Consider the following 18,065-nt stretch of genomic DNA (forward strand, 5'->3'; position numbering starts at 1 on the left):
TTCGCCGGCTCACCGGATGGCACTCCAAGCTCCTGAGGCCCGGAGCACTGCGAAGGTGCGCGTCTGTCGATTTTCGAGGGCGAGTTGTGGATGTGTCCGCCGGGCGGGCGAGGCCGTAATCCGGTGGCCGCCTTCCGCGCAACGCCCTTAGGGTCGCCGGGATGACACGCGACACGGTCGCCCCGGCGGCGATCACACCGGAGATGGCTGCTCAGATCCGCAGGTGGCGGTGCGAGGAGGACTACTCCTGGCGCGCTGTGGCCCAGGCCGCATCCGATCTGTGGGGCTTCGAACGGGGCAGCAATCAGCTCTTCGGTGAGGACCTCTGTGTGGCCGCGGCGAGGCTGCTGCGCGAGGACTCCTGCCAGGAACCTTGGAATTGACGCTCGTCGAACGAGGCTCCGTCCATGACCCGGACGGAGCCTAATGTGCGGCGTCCAGTTTCGCCCGCTGGTCCTGTGTGAGGTCGAGGTCCGCCGCCGCCAGGCTCTCCTCCAGTTGAGCCACCGAGGACGCGCCCACCAGGGGGATGACCGGGATCTCGCCACCGATCAGCCAGGCGAGGACGACCTGGTTCCGCGTGGCTCCCGTCTCCGCCGCGACCTCGGCCAGGGCGGCGAGGCGGGTGGCCGTTCCCGCGTTCTGGTAGCCGGGGCCCAGGGGCTTGTCCGTACGGCCGTAACTGCCGTTCAGGAGCGGGGAGTAGGCGACCAGGGAGAGGGACGGGTCCTCGCGGAGGTAGCTGAGGTGGTCGCCGGAGACGACCCCCAGGTCGCCGTCGGGAGAGCGGAGCGTGGGCTCGTCGGTGCGATGGCGGAGGTAGCTGTGGTGGTACTGCAGAACCTCGTAACCGGGCAGACCCGCGGCTGCCGCCAGGGTCCGGGCGCGCTCCAGGCGCCAGACACGATGGTTGCTCGCACCCAGCAGGCCCACCGTGCCGTCGGCGACGACGGCGGCGAAACCCTCCACCGTCTCCTGGAGGGGGACGCGGGGATCCTCGATGTGCGCGTAGAGCAGGTCCAGCTTGTCCGTGCCGAGGTTCTCGCGGCTGCGCTCGGCCGACTCGCGGATCGTCTTCGCGGTGAGGCTCTCGACGTCCTTCGTGAAGGCCGAGGTGGGGTGGTTGGGGCGGCCGCCGAGCTTGGTGGCGATCGTGATCTCGTCGCCGACGCCCCGGCTGCGCCGCCAGCGTCCCAGGAGTTGCTCGCTCTCGCCGCCCTGAGTGCCGTCGACCCAGAACGCGTAGTTGTTGGCGGTGTCGATGAAGGTGCCGCCGGCCTCGACGTACCGGTCGAGGATCGCGTACGAGGTCGCCTCGTCGGTGGTGGTGCCGAACCGCATGGCGCCGAGGCTCAGGACGCTCACCTCGCGGCGGCTGTCCGGATTCCGACCGATCGTGCGGTAGCGCATGCTGGGGCCTTCCGAAGGGGATGCCTGGGGCTTCGGCGGTGATCCTGCCTGCTGGAGTGCTCTCGAAGTCAAGGGGCGCCAAGGTCGCCCCCCTCGGAGCGGGGAGTGGGTCATCAGGTGCCGGACCGCCACGACCGCGGCATGGTCCGCCGGACAGGCCCTGGTCGTGCCGGTGGCGCCACCTCGGGCCCGCACGGTATGTGTCCGTACGGTGACTTGACGTACGGGGCTCTCCTCTGGAACGCGCCCCCGCGCGCCCGCCACGGTGGTCCCATGAGCACAACCACGCCCCAGCTTCCCGCCGCCGCGCGGACGTTCACGCAGCAGTTCTCGTCCACCCGGCGCGGTGCCCGCCTCGCCCGGCTGCTCACCTACGAGCAGCTGCGGATCTGGCAGGTGTCACCCGGCGTCACCGACCGGGCGGAGCAGATCGTCGCGGAGCCGGCCGTCAACGCGGCGCTGCACGGCCGCGTCCAGGGCCGCGACTTCCGTCTCACCCTCTCCCACGACCCGGCCACCGGCGTTCTGCGCATCGCGGTCACCGACGCCCGCGGGGACCGGCTCCCCTCCCCGGTGGCGGACGTCGTCACGCCGTCGGACGACGAGTCGGGCAGGGGCCTGCTCATCGTCACCGCCCTCGCCGACCGCTGGGGCACGGAGCTGTACCCGCCGGGCGGCAAGACCGTTTGGGCCGAGTGCGCATGCTGAACGCCGCCCTGTTCGCCGACACGCCCCTGGAGGAGTGCGGCCGGCGTCACTCGGGTCCTGCAGCAGGACGGAGAGCCGCATGGCAACGAAGAAGTACACCGTCACGCTTCCCGAGGAGCTCGCCGAGGCCGTTCGGGCCGAGGTGGGCCCCGGCGGGTTCAGCCGCTACGTCGCTCACGCCATGGAGCGTCAGCGGGAGCAGGACCGCCTCGGAGAGGTGGTCGCCTGGTGTGAAGAGGAGGACGGCGAGGTCACCGAGGCCGAACTGGCGGAGGCGGAGGCGGAGCGCCGGGAGATCGAGCGCAGGCATGCCGAGCCGGCCCACGCGCGGCGGGTGGCCGCCGGTGGGCCCCTCCCGAATTCACCTCGTGTCGGTGACCGAGGACATCGCGTCACGCAGTGATGACGCCTGTCATCGCGGCCCGGTGAACGGGGTCATCGGCACAGTTCACCTCCCGACACCGTGGACGACCGCGCGGCGGACAACGACCGCCCACGCGCACCGCGCTGATGAGTCATGCGCTCCGGCCCCTTGCTTCTTGTGACCACTGTTCGCTCTCGACGCTCCGCATCGGCGACCGTACACACCTTACAGCGCAAGGCTTGTTGACATTATCAACACGTATGCATCATGCTCCAGTTCACAGAGCATGAGCAGCCCAGGCGGCGCCCCTGTGCCTCAGCTGCCGTGCGTCCACCCCGCTCGCCGTCCCCGGGAGAAACCGTGAATCCGCAGAACCACCCGCAAGGTCCGTCCGACATACGGCCGTTGCGCAAGCGCAAGAGACTGTGGGCCGTCGGCGCCGCCCTGTTCGCCCTGGGGGCGTTCGGCGGCACCCAGTCCGCGCAGGACGAGGTGGACGCCGCCCAGGCCCTGGCCGCCAAGCCCGCACCGACCGTCACGACCACGGCGACGATCACGGCCACGGCGACGGCGACCGTCACCGCCGAGCCGGAACCCGCCCCCACGGTCACCAAGACCAAGAAGGTCACCACCCCCGGCCCGACCGTCACCGTCACCAAGACCGCTCGGGCCGCCGCCGGATCCGGCACCAACAGCAGCAGTGGCAACAGCAGCGGCTCCGGGACCTGCTCCATCACCTCCAACGCGGGCAACTGCTACCAGGCGGGGCAGTACTGCCGGAACAGTGACCACGGGGCCACGACGACGACCGCGGGCGGCACCCGGATCACGTGCAGGTACAGCTCGAACGCGTGGCGCTGGTCCTACTCCTGACGGACGGCAGGGCAAGGCCGCGAGCCGACTCCCGGCGGCACACACCTACAGGGGCGGCTTGGTGCCCGGCACCCAGTCGAAACCGAATCCGTAGGCACGGTCGATGAGTTCCTGGTTCGACAGGAGCGGCTCGGCGGTGAACCAGCGGACCTCGCGCCGCAGGTCGAGAGTGGCGGCGCCCTGCCCCGGGGTGAACAGCGCGATGGCGCACGCGGTGGCTCCGGCCGGGGAATCGTCCAGGTGGATGCGCCAGGTGCCGTTCGGCGCGCTGACGGTGACGACGCCTCCGAGGCTGCGGAAGTCGGCCGCGCCTTCGTAGAGGTACACGTAGGCGAGCAGTTTGGCGAACCGGTGCCGGTGTTCGAGGCTGATGCGGAGGGTCTCACCGTCCGAGGTCTCGCCGGTCCGGTCGTCCTGGTCGAGGCTGACGTGGGGCCAGGCGTCGAGGTCGCCGAACTGCGCGCCGAGCGGTTGCACCGCCGTCCCCGCTCCGTCACGGGTGAGCACCAGACAACCGAGGTCGAGGTCGGCCTCGGCCGTCACCGACCAGTTGAGGTTCAGCTGGATGACGCCCCGGCCCGTGATCTCGGCGCGGGGCGCTCACTCGGTGAGGTCCACGGGACGCGTCGGCGCTCCCCACCGCGTCCGCGCCTCCGTACCGGCGGCCGCACCCCTGGTGAGGTCGATGACCGTCCGTCGTCTGCCGTCGCCACTCAATGAACGCTCCTCTACCTCAAAGACCTGCACAACGGCGTTGCGCCACGCCGTGGACACCATGTGATCGTCATCTATTATTGTCCGACTGGTGAAGAGGAAGTGAAGATTCCTCTTTGCTTTCTCTGTGTGACAGGGATGTGCGTGGCATGCCATCGCCCCCTCCTCCGTCACGCTCGGATCCGTACGAAGTCCCGGCAACACCGGGCAAGGGTGGGAAATGTTCACCGGGACACACATCGACAAAGGGGTGACCGCGCGTCACCTCGAGGACGCCGCGCAGGACCCCGCGCTCGCCCCGCGCGCCGAAGAACTGCGCGCGCTGGCGCGCGCGCTCGACTCCACCGACGCGGACGCCCTCGACGCCTGGGCCGACCTCGACCTGATGGCCCACTTCGCCCGGCCCGAGAGCGTCGCCGGACCGGTGGACGCCGGCCGGGGCGAACGGTTCGACTCCGTGCTGGACTGGGTTCTGGGAGCCCTGGTCTTCCTGCCGCTGCTCTTCACGTGGTTCGGTCTGTGGCAGGCGTCGAGTGCTTACGGGGCGCTCACCGGGGACGACCCCAAGGCCGCCGGCCGGCCGTTCCTGCAGCTGTGGCAGTCCGGGTTCGACGGGCACCTGAGCGAGGCGTACCGCTTCGGCCACGTCGCCGTGTTCGGGTGCCTGGCCCTGGTGATGCTGTTCATCCTCACGGCCGTGCACGGCTACCGGCGCACACGCGCCGAACGCCACGAGGAGGAGGTACGGGAGCGTGCCCGTGCGGCTCTGGCCCGCCTGGTCCCCGTCCTCACGCGTGCACAGCTCTCGCTCAACGAGCACCGGTTCGCCTCGCCGCAGCGTTTCGCGGCGGAGCTCAACTCGGCGGCCAGTCGGCTGAAGCGGATGCACTCCAAGGCCATCACCACGCAGGAGGCGCTCACCCGGGCCGCCGAGCTGGTGGGCGAGGCCTCGGACAAGGCGGAGCAGCGCCTCTCCCAGGCGGAGGCGTACGTACGGCCCATCGAGCAGGTGGTGCTGCGGATCGAGGAGAGCGTCCGGGACAGCGGCACGGCCATCCAGGCCGCCGTCCAGGGCCTGGACGACCCGCTGACGCAGGCGGGCCGCCGCCTGGCCGATGCCGTCAGCGGGCAGACCGGTGTTCTGGACAAGGCACTGGAAGACCTGCGGACGGCCGGCGACGACATGCGCGACGTCCTGTCCCGCGCGGCGGACCGCCTGGAGACAGCGGTCGGCGACAACGGCGACCGCGTGCGCGGCGCGCTGTCGGACGCGGCCCGGCAGGTCGAGGACTCCCTGACCGTGCTGGCCGCCTCCCAGCGCGGGTTCACCACCGGCGTCGAGGTCGTGGCGGACGTCAACGGCCGCCTGCTCGACGACCTCGGCACGGTGGCCGACCGGACCGGCGAGGCCGCCGAGGCCTCACGAAAGGCCCTGCTCGGTATCGAGGCGCGCAGCCGCGCCGTCCAGGAGGCGATGGACCGCTTCGTCGCGGTCACCGACGTCCTGGAACGGGCGCTCCGTGAGACGGAGGCGGCGCGGATCGAGGCGGAAACCGCGCGAAGCGAAGCGGAGGCCGCACGGGGCCGGGCGGAAACGGCGCGGATCGAGGCGGAGACCGCACGGGGCGAGGCAAAGACGGCGCGCAGCGAGGCGGAGAGCGCACGCGGCGAGGCGGAGGCCGCGCGCCTGGGTGCCGAGGCGGCCCAGCGGCGCGCGGAGAGCGAGCTGCGGCAGGCCGAGAAGCTGCGGGCCGGGATCGGACCGGACCGGTGAGCCCGTTGAAGAAGCGCTTCCGGTTCACGCCACTTCACCTGGCCGGGTGGCTCTTCGCCGACATGCTGCTCGTGCTCGCCCTGGTGTCCATGGGAGACCGCGGTGACCCGCTCGCCGCGCATGCCGACGCCAAGCCCTCGAAACCGGCCGCGGCCGAGCCGTCGCCCGCACCGAGTCCCACACCCACGGGACCGCGGTCCGTGGCGCGCAAGCCGGTGAAGGTCCGGCTGACCGCGGCGGTCGGCGACACCGCGCGGATGGTGAAACAGCTCCGTGCCGCCACCACTCGCTACGAAGGGCGCGAAGCCGCCTTCGTCCTGACCTTCGGCCAGGCATCGGAACCCAGTGACGGCCAGGCGTATGCGCGGGACGTGAACAAGGCCCTGCGGAAGGCGCGGCCGGACATGTTCACCGACGCGACCACGCGGGACTTCTGGAACGGCGGCCCCTCGGGCTCGGCCGACCTGGAGATCTACTTCTACACCCGGTGACGGCCAACGCCGTCTGACGAGCTCAGGAGAGCCTATCCATGCAAATTCTTCCCTTCTACATGGTGTGTGACGAATCCGGCTCCATGGCCGGTGACGGCGTGGACGCCATCAACTCGGCGTTGCCCGACCTCCACCACGAGGTCAGTACCAACCCGAGTGTCGCGGACAAGACCCGCTTCGCGCTGATCGGCTTTTCCACGCAGGCCTCCGTGCTGCAGCCGCTCGCCGACCTGAGCGAGCTGACACAGCTGCCGTCCCTGTCGGCGGGTGGCGTGACCTCCTTCGGGGCGGTCTTCCGGCTACTGAAGGACACCATCGAGAAGGACGTCGCCGCGCTGAAGGCGGAAGGTCACGACGTGTACCGGCCCGTGGTGTTCTTCCTCTCCGACGGCATCCCCACGGACGAAGGCTGGCGCACCGCGCTCGACGACCTGAACGGGTTCCGCTACGCGCCGAAGATCATCGCGTTCGGGATCAGCGACGCTGACGCCGCGACCATCACCGAGGTGGCCAACTTCAAGGCGTTCCTTCAGCGGGACCACTCCGTCTCCCCTGCCGTCGCGCTGCGCGAGTTCGCCGCGAGTATCACCCGGTCCATCGTCAGCTCGGCAACCAGCATGGCCGCCCAGGGCGGGGAGGGCTTCGACCTCCAGGTCGAGGAGCAGGTTCCCGGCTTCACCAGCCTTTCCCTGGACAAGCTGTGAGCGGCCCGATGCATCACGGAGAAACCCGCGACGAGGTGACGAGCGGCGGCGGAACCGCCCCCGGTCACGGTCTCGACGAAGACCTCGGCCTGCCCGACGGCATCACCTTCCACGACATGCGCATGTACGGATCCGCTTCCGCGGAGCAGTCCGGGCCCACGATGAGAGAGCACCTCATGTCGCCCGTATCCCTCGCGAAACCCGAAGGCCCCTTGGTGCGCGGGGTGCCCGCGCACGTCGGCCAACGGCCTCCCAGCTATCCGCCCCATCCTCTGGGGTGCCCCTCCGTGCGGGACGGTGACGCATTCGCGGCCTTCACCCCGGCGGTGCTGCTGGACGGGGCCGAGGCCGGACGGCTGACGGTGCGGGCCGCGTCCGTACGCGGTGACTCCCACAACTGGGAAGGAAGCTGCCGCCAGGACGCCATGACGGTGACGCGCATCGGCCCGCCGGAGGCCGAACTGCTACTGCTGGCGGTCGCCGACGGAGTGGGCTCCGCGGAGCGCTCGCACATCGGCTCACACCGCGTCACTCGCCAGGCGGCTCTCCACCTGGACCGGGAGGCGGAGAACATCCATGCGGCGCTGATCGCCCAGGACGAGGGCGAACTCCGTGCGATCGCCAACAAGGCGATCGCCGGCGCGGTCAACGAGCTGCGCATCGGTCAGGAGCACGCCACCACCTTGCACGTCCTGCTGGTACCGGCCGATGCCCGCATCCGCGAACGCGTCGTGTTCAGCGTAGGGGACGGCGGTCTGTTCGTGCTGCGGGAAGGCCGGTGGGAACAGGGCAGTCCGGTGGACGACGGAAGCCTCCTGGACACCCGTACCGAGGCCCTTCCGCACGCCTATCGCAGCGTCAAGGCCAAGCTGCTGCGCACCACCCCGGGTGAGGTCCTCCTCCTGGGCACCGACGGCATCACCAACCCGCTCACCCAGAGGGATCCCGAGTTCGCCCAGCGTCTCGCGCACGTGTGGGGCGGGCCCGAGGTGCCTTCGCTGTCCGACTTCCTGTGGCAGGCGCAGACGCGGGCCAAGTCCTACGACGACGACCGGACCGTCATCTGCGTATGGGAGAAGCCGGAATGAGCGCGGAGGACGGGGCCGACGTCGCACGGTCGTCACTCACTCTGGGTGAGCGGATCGGCAGCGGCGGCCAGGGAGACGTGTACGCGATCACGGGCGGCCCGCTCCTCTTCAAGGAGTACAAGGACCCGTCCAAGGTCAACGGCGGCGCCCTCGTCGACCTGGTCGGGCTGCGGCAGGGCCTCGGTCAGGCGGACCGGAGCCGCCTGGACGCCCTTGCCGCCTGGCCCTTGTGCCGTGTGGTCGAGGGCGGCCGGGCGCTCGGCTTTCTCATGAGGCGGGCCCCCGCCGCCATGACGTGGCGCACCGCGACCGGGTCGACGAAGCTCCTCGAGCTGCAGTACTTGATCCGGCCGCCCAAGGCGGCCTGGCAGGACGTCGCGCAGCCGGCCCCGGAGCAGCGCAGGGCCCTCGCGCTGGCCTGCGTCGAAGCCATCGGCTGGTTCCACGACGCCGGACTCGTGATCGGTGACATCTCACAGGCCAACGTCCTGTGGTCGCTCTCCCCCGAGCCCGCCGTCCACTTCCTGGACTGCGACGGCTTCCGCCGGGTGGGACGCGCGGCGGTCCAGGCCCAGGCCGCCACTCCGGACTGGAACGACCCGCTCGCGTCCTCCACCGACGCGACGGTGGACACGGACGCCTACAAGACGGCCCTGGTGGCGGGGCGCATCCTCGCCCGGCAGCCGTACGTCAGACCGGGCCAGGATCTGGAGCTGGTCCCCGGCTGCCTCGACGACCGGCAGAGCGACGGAGTGCGCAGGCTCTTCGCGCAGGCCGCCGGCGAGCGCGGCAGCCGGCCCCGGCCGGGCGAGTGGCGGACCGCGCTGGGCGACCGCGGCATCATCACGCTCACCGCGGCGACGCCCCGGCCCCGGCCTGCCGTCGACCACACGGTCCTTGACGGGGTGCGCAACCGGACACCGATCGATCTGCGGGGCCCGGTGCAGTAGGAAAGACGCTGTCGGCGGAACCAACGGCAAGAGCCGACGGGAGCGCATGTCCTCGCACGACGGTCGCCAAGTGGCGTGTCACCGGGAGACTCGCTCCCGTCGTGGTCTCAGGGCTTGCGCCCGGAGGCGGTCCGGCGGATTCGCCGACGGCACGAGTAGAGGATGACCGGCTCCCGGACCTCGTGGGAGCCGTACTCCGGCTCAGGCCGGCGCCGGTTCCCAGCGGTAGGCGTCGGCGGCCTCGTCGTACGGGCGCAGCAGTGGTCGCAGTTCCGCGCGTACCAGGCCGGCGTCCGCCGGCGGCAGTGGCAGCGACGCCCGTCGCATGCGGACGCTCCACGTCGCCGGGTCCGGGAAGACCGACAGCCGGGGCACCAGGTCACGCAGGACGAGTCCGTCGCGGAAGGGTGCCAGCCCGGACACTTCCAGGCGGCAGCCCTCCGTGAAGGAGCGGTCGCCGAAGACGACCGGTTCGTCCAGCGTCCGCACCGGAGTGGCGACCGAGGCCCGGGCGATCACCCGGCCCAGGTCGCGGGTCGGATTCCGGAAGCAGCCGCGCGTCGTGTACAGGAAGATCTCGTCGCCCTCTTCCAGGGCCCGCGCCGCTTTGGTCCGCCCGGCCGGGAACGCCATGCGCTGCTCGGTCACCACCCAGCCCAGAGCGGCCCGGTCTCCGATGATCAGCAGGTGCGAGGACGGCATGCCGATCACTTTATCGAGACTCCGGGTGCCCGGACGCCACCCTGCCGGTCGGAGGCCGGCCCCACGTACTGCTCGAACTCCCCGGTCAGGGGGCCTCCGCCCGCTCATTACCGCCCGTGGACGCCGTGTACAAGCGCTGCAGCCGTCGATCGGCGCATCGAGCACTCCCCCCATGTGTACACATTTTCGAATTGGCCTATTTATATCAATTCGTTGACCATGCTCACAAATATGAGTCATTCTTTTTGAGCAAACAGGATGTCCATCGGTCTCAGGCACACCTCATCCCGCACCCCCACGAAAGGGGCAGTCGTGATCGACCAGCCGCAGACCACCGCCGACTCGACGATGCGGACCTCGCTGCCGAGGTGTGACCCTCGCCGCGCGAACCGCCTCCGGACCCGGCGCGGATCCACACCCATCCGCAGGAGGCCACCGACCCGCTGACGGCACTCAACGCCGCGGAGGACTGAGCAGTCCCCCTGCACCGCACATCTCCGGACATGAGGATCCCGCCATGGACACCCGCCGATACCGCATGGTCGTCACCAGCGGACCGGACTACGTCACGACCGGTGCGCAGGTCGACGACCGGCTGTGCCGATGGCTCAGGGAACCCCCGAAGAGCATGGTGGGACCGGGCACCGCCGCGGCCGCGTACACCCCGCTCACCGTGCCGGAGGACGGCCCGGAGTCCTTCGAGGAACTCCTGCGCCACCTCGACTCCTTACCCCGCCTGCATTTCACCGGCTCCCGGAAGGTGACGCTCGACCTCGACGCGCAGGCGTACGGCTCGTCCTGGGTGCGCATGACCTGGGACGCGCTGCTGGCGCTCGGGGACTTCGCGCGGGCGGCGATCGCCGGGCAGGTCGGCCGGGACTTCAAGCAGTGGTGTGCCGACGCCCCGTGCGGGGTCCGCACGATCTCACCCCGGAAGATCGTGCGGGACGAGTCCAAGTCGGTGAAGGGCAACTCGAGCTGGCGCCGGCAGCGTACGTTCCCCGTACCGGAGCACGTCGATCCGGCACGGAAGGTGTTCATGGGCGCGCACATACGCGTCGGCGGCGGCAACACGATCGCGCCGCGGCTGCACTACTTCGACGGAGCCTGTGCCGAGTACGGCATCTACATCGGGTACATCGGACCCCATTTGTCCAACACGTTGACGTGACGGACCGCTGACCACCGGGAGGTGTCCGGGTACTCCTGGACGAGACGGGAACCAACGGCAGCCGGAAGTTCCTCGTCCGGGCCGGTTCTCCGGCGCGGGACCATGTGATGCCCCCGCTGGGCAAGCATGTCAAGGCGCCGACCAGACGTCGTGAGGAGCTCCGGGCATAAGGCGTGCCGACACCGTCGTCCCGCACTCGGGTACCCCGTCGAGCCAGGCCGCCCCCTTGATGTAGATGTTGGTCATCCACGCCCTGTAGTCCGGCAGATAGGACCACACGTCATTGGTGTAGCCGTCGGAGGTGACCCGTTCCGCGTGCTTCTGGCACTGGATGCGGATGGTGGTGGAGTACGGGAAGGCGTAGACGCGGGCGGCGCTGAGGGAGGGTTCCGCCTTGGTCCACACGCCGGTGCCCCACGTCTGGTGGATGTGACCGGTGACCGCCCCGGTGTTGACGCGGAGGGCGCCGAAGTAGTCGCCGCCCAGGCGGACGTCGCTGACCATGATCCTGGTGCCGGACTCCTTGGCCTCGACCATCTTGCCCGCGCCCAGGTAGAGGGCGATGTGGTGCAGGTCCTGCGAGGTGCCCCAGGCGAGCAGGTCGCCCGGGGCCAGCGGGGCCAGGCCCTGGGCGGCGGTGAAGCGGGCGGCGGCGCGGTGCGTGTAGTACTGCTGGCCGGCGACGCCGTCGAGGATGTCGGAGCCCGCCGCCTCGGCGTACGCGTGACGGATCAGGCCCGAGCAGTCGAAGCCGAGCCGTTCGGGGTCGTGTTCGCTGTCCGGGTCGGTCGGGTCGACCTGGCCGTACGTGGGGCCGGGCCGGGCGCCGTGTCCGCCGCCCCACGTGTACCAGGTACCGGCCGCGACCTCGGCGCAGGCGGCGGCGATCGCGCGTTCGGCCGCCGCGGAGGCCCCGGGTGCGAGGACGCCGCACGCGTCGGCGGCCGTACGCTGCGCGGGCGCCCGGGTGTTCGCGGCGGCGGACACCGGCGCCCAGAGGAGGAAGGCCAGTAACACGATCAGTGTGCGGATGAGACCGGTCCGGCGATGCATGCCAGGACCCCCGTTTCCTGTGGCTGGTGAGAGAAGTGGTCGCTCAGGAGCCTGCGGGCCGTGCCTCGCGCTTGTCGAGGGCCCGGGTGTCGCCTCCCTCCGGCAGGCAACGGGAAACGCCCGGGAAACCCCTTGTGAGCAGGTGAGTCACCGTCACCCCCGCCCGTCGCAGGCCGTCTTGTCGTCGGTGAGGCGGACACCGGGCAGGAGCTTCGCGCGTGCGTCCGCGTCGACGCCCGCGCCCAGCCGGCAGATCCGCGCCAGCCGGGCCCCGGGATCGAGGTCCCACAGCCGTACGGTGCCGTCCGTGCCGGCGCTGGCCACCGTGCCCCCGCCAGGAGCGAAGGTCACGCTCCACACCGCGTCGGTGTGGCCCGTCAACGTCGCCCACGGACGCCGTCCGGCGACGTCCCACAGGCGCACCGTACGGTCGTTGCCGCTGCTGGCGAGGGTACGGCCGTCGGGCGCGAAGGCGATGCCCCGGACGGAGCCGATGTGGCCGGTCAGGACGGCCTCCGAGCGGCGTTCGCGGACGTTCCACAGCCGTACGGTGCCGTCGTTGCCGCCGCTGGCCAGTGACCGCCCGTCCGGGGTGAAGGTCACGCCGCGCACCGCGCCGGTGTGGCCCTTCAGCGTGCCCAGCGGACGGTGCGAGGAGACGTCCCAGAGCCGTACGGTCAGGTCGTCGGCGGCGCCGGCCAGGATCCGGCCGTCGGGGCTGAAGGCGACGGCGTTGACGAAGTCCCGGTGGCCGGTCAGTGCCGCCAGCGGCGCGCGCTCCGTCACGTCCCACAGGCGCACCGTACGGTCGGCGCCGGCCGAGGCGAGACTGCGGCCGTCGGGGGCGAAGGCGAGGGAGAAGACCTGCCCGGTGTGGCCGGTCAGGGTCGCCAGCGGTTCGCGTGCGGTCACGTCCCACAGCCGGACCGTGCCGTCGGAGCCCGCCGACGCCAGGGTCCGCCCGTCGGGCGCGAAGGACACCGAGAAGACCGCCTCGGTGTGTCCCCGGAGCGTTGCCAGGAGCCGGCGCCGGCCCACCTCCCACAGGCGTACCGTGTGGTCGGCGTCGGCGGTGGCCAGCAGCCGTCCGTCGGGGCTGTACCGGGCCTGCCAGACCTGTGTGAACGGACGGGCCGTCAGCACCGGGCCGCCGAGGTTCCACAGGACCACGGACCGGTCGAAACCGGCCGTGGCGAGCAGGGTGCCGTCGGAGGTCACGGCCGCCCCCATCACGTAGTCGGTGTGGCCGGCGAGGACGGCGGTCTGGCGGCCGCCGCGGACGTCCCACAGCCTGGTCGTGCCGTCGCCGGCCGCGCCGACGACCGTGGCGCCGTCGTGTGTGTACGCGACGGCGTTGATGTCGTCGTTGCTCCCGGACAGGGTCGCGTCGAGCCGGCTGCCGCGCACGTCCCACAGCCGTACGGTCCGGTCGACGCCTCCGGAGGCCACCTCCCGGCCGTCCGGGGAGAACGCCACGCCCAGCACGTCGTCGGCGTGCCCCTTGAGCACGGTGAGGGGCCGGGCCCGGCCGGTGTCCCACAGGCGCACGGTCCGGTCGGCTCCGGCGGAGACCAGGGTCCGGCCGTCGGGGGCGTGGTCCAGGGCGTTGACCGCTCCCTCGTGCCCGCGGAGGGTGGCGGTGAGGCGGGGTGTGCGCGCGGTGTCCCACAACTGGACCGGCCCCCGCGCGGTCGCGACGGCGAGCCGGTGCCCTCGGGGGTCGAAGGACAGCGCCCGGGCGCCCTTCGTGCTGTCGGCGAGTACGGCCTTCCTGCGGCGCCCGGTGATGTCCCAGAGGCTGACGGGCCCGCGCGTCGACGTCGCCGCGAGGGTACGGCCGTCGGGGCTGAAGGCGACCGAGCGGACGGGCCCGGACACGGTGAACACGGCGGTCGTACGGCGGTCCGACACCCGTCGCAGGGTCACGGTCCCGTCGGAACCGGCCGTCGCCAGGGACCGGTCGTCCGGTGCGAAGACCACCGCGTTGACCGGCCCCCGGTGACCGCCCAGCCGGCCGAGGAAGGGCTGGGACTGCGTGCTCAGCAGCGCGCCGCGCGCCTCGGCGGTGGGGTGGGCCCGGTAGGCCTCCCCGGCCAGCAGCATCGACGCCTCCGGCAGGCCTCCGGCGAGCGACGCGGACCGCACGGCGAGTGCCTGGGAACGCGCGACGCGTTCCTGGCCGAGGGCGTTCTCACGCTGCTGGTGGGCGATGGCTCCGGCGGTCAGGGCGAGCCCCAGCAGGACGGCGAGCGTGGCGAGCATCGACTGCCGGAGCCGGACCTGGCGTCCGGCCTGCCTCTCCTGCCTCTCCTGCTCGGCCAGGCTCGCCCGGAGGAACGCCTCCTCGCCGGGGCCGAGCCGGCGCCGGCCGTCCAGTTCGTCGGCCCAGGAGCGCACCGTGCTCAGCCGGGTGCCGCGGTACAGCGCGGACGGGTCCCGGCCTTCGCGCTCCCATTCGGCGGCGGCGTGCGCGAGTCGCTGGTGGAGGAGCAGCCCGGCCCGGTCGGCGTGGATCCAGTCCCTCAGCCGTGGCCAGGCGTGCAGCAGGGCCTCATGGGTGATCTCGACCGTGTCGCTGTCCATGGTGACGAGCCGGGCCCGTACGAAGGCGTCGAGCGCGGCGGCCGCGCCGTCCGCGTCGGCGAACTGCTCCCTCAGGGCGGCCCCGCTCGCCCGGCGGCGGGTCGCCCCGCCGCCGTCCGAGACGTACACCAGACGGGACAGGACACGGCGGATCGTCCGCTGCTCGGCCGGGTAGAGCCGGGCGAAGACGTTCTCGGCGGTCCGCGCGATCGCGCCCCGGATACCGCCGGCCCGCTCGTATCCGGCGACGGTCAGTACGGATCCCTCGCGCCGCTGCCAGGTGGCCAGCAGGGCGTGGGAGACGAGAGGGAGCACGCCGGAGGGTGTCACGTCGGTTCCGGGGCCGGTGTCCGTCCCGGGGCCCCTCGGTGGGCCGTCCCGCTCGTCGCGCAGCCCCGCGTCGCGCAGGAGCAGGGGGACCAGGCCCGGCTGGAGGGTCAGTCCGGCGAGCCGCGCCGGGCGGGTGATGGATTCCCGCAGCTCCCCCACGGACATGGGCGGCAGCACGAACAGCCCGTCGGTGAGGACCGGGGCCAGTTCGGGGAGGTCCAGGCAGTGGCCGGTGAAGTCGGCCCGGACGCCGAGCACCACGACGGCGGAGCCGTGTCCGCTCTCCTCCGGCCGGGGGGCCGCCAGGGCGCAGAGCACCCGGACGAAGGAGCGCCGCTCGTCGTCGTCCGCGCAGAGGGTGAAGAGTTCCTCGAACTGGTCGACGATCAGCACCGGCCGGCAGGGCGGGGGCCGGCGTTCCCCGGGCGGCGCCGGCGGATCGTCCGTCCTCGCGCGTACGGCGTCCAGCAGCGCGCCGGGATTCTCGCGCGCCTCCTCGACGGTGACGGCGAGGTCCCCGCCCACCGCTTTCGCGGTGCGTTCCAGGAGTTCCTCCAGGGGCCGTGAGGTGGGGGTGAACGTCACCACCGGCCACCGGTCGGCGCCCGGCATGGGGAAGTCGCCGCGCCGCAGGGCGGGCACCAGCCCGGCGTTGAGCAGGGACGACTTGCCCGCGCCCGAGGGGGCGACGAGCATCAGCGGGCCGCTTCCCACCCGTTCGAAGGTCCGTTCCACCAGTGCGGCCGTCGCGTGCTCCCGACCGAAGAACCAGTCCGCGTCCTGCGGGGTGAACGCCGACAGGCCGCGGTACGGACACACTCCGTCGGACTGCCGCTCAAAAACGGTGGCTTCGGCTCCGCTCCCGCTGCCGGCGGGTGGCCCCTCCTGTACGAGTCTGAGCAACTCCCCCTCGGCGCCGAGTACTCGGTCACAGATACGGGCGACGTCGGCGGTCGCCCGTTTCGTACCGGTCTCGATCTTGCTGAGATAGCCCTTGCTGTAATGCGTCTGCCGTGCCAGGTCGGTCAGCGACAGGCCACGCGCCTGTCTGAGTCGCCTCAACTGGGCGGGGAAGGAGTGCGTGGTCGGCGCGTTCCCGTCCCGCCCGTTCCCGTGGTCTGCTTCATGCCCGTGCTGCGGATCTCCCACGGAGTCCCCCATGCGATGCGGCCGTGAGACGGTGGAAGCCCAGGTTAATGCCGGGGTGGTGAGGGCAGCCAAACCTTTCACCCGATGTGGCGAAACCACGAACGCCCGGAACCGTGGGACGGTTCCGGGCGTTCGTCACCGGGCGGGCAGGCGGGCTGCCGGGTGGGTCAGGTCAGGTTGACCGCGCAGCCGCCGTTCACCCACCGGTGCGACCTGATGTTGTCGTTCACCGTCGGACCGGTGTTGAAGAAGTTGTCGGAGAGGTTGTCGGCGTACAGTTCGCCCGGCTGGAGGCAGGCGTGGCCTCCCTCGTAGTTCTGCAGGAAGTAGAACGCGACGATCGACAGGCTGCCGGTGAACCCGCGGTTCATGACCGACGAGGCCCTGTCGTTGGCGGAGCCCCAGTTGCTGCTGTTGCCGGACGTGGCCACCAGCTGGGTGCCCTGGCAGTCGAAGCCGTCCCAGGCGTACACGTTGCCGTTGCGCGGCCCCCACTTGCTGTCGCAGCCGGGGCCGGAGACGGCGTTCCCGGCCGCCTGCGCGGCGGGGGCGGGTGCGGTGAGGCCCAGGGCGGCGAGCCCGATGACCGCTGCGGTGACGATGGACTTGCGCATGCTGTTTCCCCTCGTTGGTTTCCCTGTCGGTGGGTCGGAGCCGGTGTGCCGGGCCGGTTGCCCGGCGCGCACCGGCGCCGTGGGGCGGTGTCCGCCCGGGCGCGGCATGGTCAGTCGCGCTCCGGGACGATGCGCACCGCCCGGTCGTAGGCCTGCCGGCCGAGGTTGCGGTAGGTGTCGATGTCCTCACCGAAACGGTTACGCAGGCGGTCCTGGTAGTGCGTCTCCCGTGCCGTGGCCACGGCACGCAGGGAGGTCTCGCGGGCGCAGGCCGCGTCCGCCACGGCGGTCTTCCGCTCGGCGGCGAACGCCTCGTCCGCGCGCGCCGCGCCCAGTCGGCTGGTGCGGACGCGGACGGCTTCGCGGGCCGCCCCGGGGTCCTCGTAAGGCTGTCCCGCCTGCTTCATGCACCGCGCCCACGCCCTGATCGCGGAAGTCAGCCGGCGGTCCTTCATGAGTTCCTCGCCGTACAGGGCGTTGAGTCCTGAGACGGTCTTGCTCGTGCGGAACCAGACGGCCGGGTCGCCGTAGAGCGTGCGCTCGGCCTCCTCCGTGCAGCCGCCGAGGCGTTTGCGGACCTCTCCGCCGGCGGGCAGCGGCGCCCGGAGCGTCTTCGCGTCGTCGCCGCCGTCCAGCGCGGTGTCGAAGGCGGCGCGCCGGGTGGCGGAAAGGCTCTGCCGGTAGGTGCCGTTGGGGTTGCGCTCGTGGATCCGCAGGCTCTTCGCCTCGATACGTCCCCCGTAACCGTGCGCGCGGGCCCAGGCCACGTCGTCCTGCACGAAGCGCACCGGGCGGCTCTCCTGGAGTGTCAGGCCGCGATCCTCCCAGTAGGTGAAGCCCTGGCGGTTCATGCACTGCTTGGTCAGGCGTTGTTGCGCGTCGGCTACGCGCAGTTCCTGCCGCCAGGTCAGCGCCTGGGGACGCGGACGCGGGTCCTGAGGTGCCCGGCCGCCGTCGCCGTCTCCGCTGTCGGCGCATCCGGTCGTGACGAACACCACGACCGCGCACAAGGGGACGAGTACCCGTCTCATGAACTCCGCCTCCTCCGCTGGCGCTTGCTGACGGGTCCAGAGTCGTCCCGCCGTCGGCGGCGGTCGACGGGTTTCCTGTTGCCCGCCGGGGTGGCCGACCGGGAAACAAGGCGTGGGCAGGGGGAACGCGGGGAGGGAGGCGACACGGTGGGGGGAGGTGACGCGGTGGGGGGAGGCGACACGGTGGGGGGAGGTGACGCGGTGGAGGGAGCCCCCGTACACGCGCCCCGTCGTCGGAACCGGCCGCGGGACGCTCACCCCGTCGCGTCGCGAAGACCTGACGGATTCCGGGCCCGGCACCCACCCGTTGCGTTCAAGCCATTGACACGTGCATTACATGGGCTTTACGTTCCGGC

At 71.6% G+C, this 18,065-nt stretch carries 18 protein-coding genes; 10 read left to right on the forward strand and 8 right to left on the reverse strand.

Annotation, left to right across the window (positions count from 1 at the left end):
• Nucleotides 1-161 precede the first annotated feature (161 nt).
• Entirely contained in the window at nucleotides 162-383 is a 222-nt protein-coding gene (locus IH50_RS0100760) for a hypothetical protein (RefSeq protein ID WP_030856130.1), read from the forward strand.
• 40 nt (nucleotides 384-423) lie between these two features.
• Here the strand turns inward: IH50_RS0100760 and IH50_RS0100765 are convergent, their stop codons facing one another.
• Nucleotides 424-1,410, reverse strand: coding sequence for an aldo/keto reductase (locus tag IH50_RS0100765; protein ID WP_030856132.1), 987 nt, complete (start codon nucleotides 1,408-1,410; stop codon nucleotides 424-426).
• 273 nt (nucleotides 1,411-1,683) lie between these two features.
• On the opposite strand from IH50_RS0100765, the gene IH50_RS0100770 reads away from it, so the two are divergent.
• From IH50_RS0100770 to IH50_RS0100780, 3 genes are all read left to right on the forward strand, one after another.
• A complete protein-coding gene (locus IH50_RS0100770; protein ID WP_030856134.1) occupies nucleotides 1,684-2,118 on the forward strand; it encodes an ATP-binding protein in 435 nt (144 codons plus the stop codon).
• Nucleotides 2,119-2,197: 79 nt separating this feature from the next.
• Nucleotides 2,198-2,521, forward strand: coding sequence for a hypothetical protein (locus tag IH50_RS0100775; protein ID WP_051767116.1), 324 nt, complete (start codon nucleotides 2,198-2,200; stop codon nucleotides 2,519-2,521).
• Between the two features lie 321 nt (nucleotides 2,522-2,842).
• Nucleotides 2,843-3,355: a hypothetical protein gene (locus IH50_RS0100780; protein ID WP_030856140.1), complete on the forward strand. Its 513-nt coding sequence runs from the start codon at nucleotides 2,843-2,845 to the stop codon at nucleotides 3,353-3,355.
• A 45-nt stretch (nucleotides 3,356-3,400) separates the two neighbouring features.
• Here the strand turns inward: IH50_RS0100780 and IH50_RS37290 are convergent, their stop codons facing one another.
• Nucleotides 3,401-3,898, reverse strand: a complete 498-nt coding sequence (locus IH50_RS37290) for a tellurium resistance protein (RefSeq protein WP_234328051.1) — start codon at nucleotides 3,896-3,898, stop codon at nucleotides 3,401-3,403.
• 57 nt (nucleotides 3,899-3,955) lie between these two features.
• Nucleotides 3,956-4,243, reverse strand: coding sequence for a hypothetical protein (locus tag IH50_RS41495; protein ID WP_158801128.1), 288 nt, complete (start codon nucleotides 4,241-4,243; stop codon nucleotides 3,956-3,958).
• A gap of 46 nt (nucleotides 4,244-4,289) precedes the next feature.
• Between IH50_RS41495 and IH50_RS0100790 the strand changes: the two genes are divergently transcribed.
• From IH50_RS0100790 to IH50_RS0100810, 5 genes are all read left to right on the forward strand, one after another.
• Nucleotides 4,290-5,843: a hypothetical protein gene (locus tag IH50_RS0100790; RefSeq protein WP_030856141.1), complete on the forward strand. Its 1,554-nt coding sequence runs from the start codon at nucleotides 4,290-4,292 to the stop codon at nucleotides 5,841-5,843.
• A gap of 62 nt (nucleotides 5,844-5,905) precedes the next feature.
• Nucleotides 5,906-6,334 carry a hypothetical protein gene (locus tag IH50_RS0100795; RefSeq protein ID WP_051767135.1) on the forward strand — a complete coding sequence of 143 codons (429 nt, stop codon included), beginning with the start codon at nucleotides 5,906-5,908 and terminating at the stop codon, nucleotides 6,332-6,334.
• Nucleotides 6,335-6,372: 38 nt separating this feature from the next.
• On the forward strand, nucleotides 6,373-7,038 hold the full coding sequence (locus IH50_RS0100800) for a vWA domain-containing protein (protein WP_030856144.1): 666 nt from the start codon (nucleotides 6,373-6,375) through the stop codon (nucleotides 7,036-7,038).
• 8 nt (nucleotides 7,039-7,046) lie between these two features.
• Complete coding sequence (locus IH50_RS0100805) at nucleotides 7,047-8,126, forward strand: protein phosphatase 2C domain-containing protein (RefSeq protein WP_078913809.1); 1,080 nt, start codon at nucleotides 7,047-7,049, stop codon at nucleotides 8,124-8,126.
• Nucleotides 8,123-9,076: a hypothetical protein gene (locus IH50_RS0100810; RefSeq protein WP_030856147.1), complete on the forward strand. Its 954-nt coding sequence runs from the start codon at nucleotides 8,123-8,125 to the stop codon at nucleotides 9,074-9,076. Before IH50_RS0100805 ends, IH50_RS0100810 begins: the two co-directional genes overlap by 4 nt.
• Before the next feature lie 201 nt (nucleotides 9,077-9,277).
• Here the strand turns inward: IH50_RS0100810 and IH50_RS0100815 are convergent, their stop codons facing one another.
• On the reverse strand, nucleotides 9,278-9,778 hold the full coding sequence (locus IH50_RS0100815; protein WP_030856148.1) for a hypothetical protein: 501 nt from the start codon (nucleotides 9,776-9,778) through the stop codon (nucleotides 9,278-9,280).
• Nucleotides 9,779-10,295: 517 nt separating this feature from the next.
• On the opposite strand from IH50_RS0100815, the gene IH50_RS0100825 reads away from it, so the two are divergent.
• Nucleotides 10,296-10,949 carry a hypothetical protein gene (locus IH50_RS0100825; protein ID WP_030856151.1) on the forward strand — a complete coding sequence of 218 codons (654 nt, stop codon included), beginning with the start codon at nucleotides 10,296-10,298 and terminating at the stop codon, nucleotides 10,947-10,949.
• A 129-nt stretch (nucleotides 10,950-11,078) separates the two neighbouring features.
• Here the strand turns inward: IH50_RS0100825 and IH50_RS0100830 are convergent, their stop codons facing one another.
• From IH50_RS0100830 to IH50_RS0100845, 4 genes are all read right to left on the reverse strand, one after another.
• Nucleotides 11,079-12,002, reverse strand: coding sequence for a C40 family peptidase (locus IH50_RS0100830; protein ID WP_051767118.1), 924 nt, complete (start codon nucleotides 12,000-12,002; stop codon nucleotides 11,079-11,081).
• Nucleotides 12,003-12,155: 153 nt separating this feature from the next.
• Nucleotides 12,156-16,064: a helix-turn-helix domain-containing protein gene (locus IH50_RS0100835; RefSeq protein WP_030856156.1), complete on the reverse strand. Its 3,909-nt coding sequence runs from the start codon at nucleotides 16,062-16,064 to the stop codon at nucleotides 12,156-12,158.
• A gap of 167 nt (nucleotides 16,065-16,231) precedes the next feature.
• A complete protein-coding gene (locus tag IH50_RS0100840) occupies nucleotides 16,232-16,678 on the reverse strand; it encodes a peptidase inhibitor family I36 protein (protein WP_030856158.1) in 447 nt (148 codons plus the stop codon).
• A 110-nt stretch (nucleotides 16,679-16,788) separates the two neighbouring features.
• Entirely contained in the window at nucleotides 16,789-17,709 is a 921-nt protein-coding gene (locus IH50_RS0100845) for a hypothetical protein (RefSeq protein ID WP_030856160.1), read from the reverse strand.
• Between the last annotated feature and the right edge of the window lie 356 nt (nucleotides 17,710-18,065).

The organism is Streptomyces sp. NRRL S-37 (assembly GCF_000721605.1).
Classification (GTDB): Bacteria; Actinomycetota; Actinomycetes; order Streptomycetales; family Streptomycetaceae; genus Streptomyces.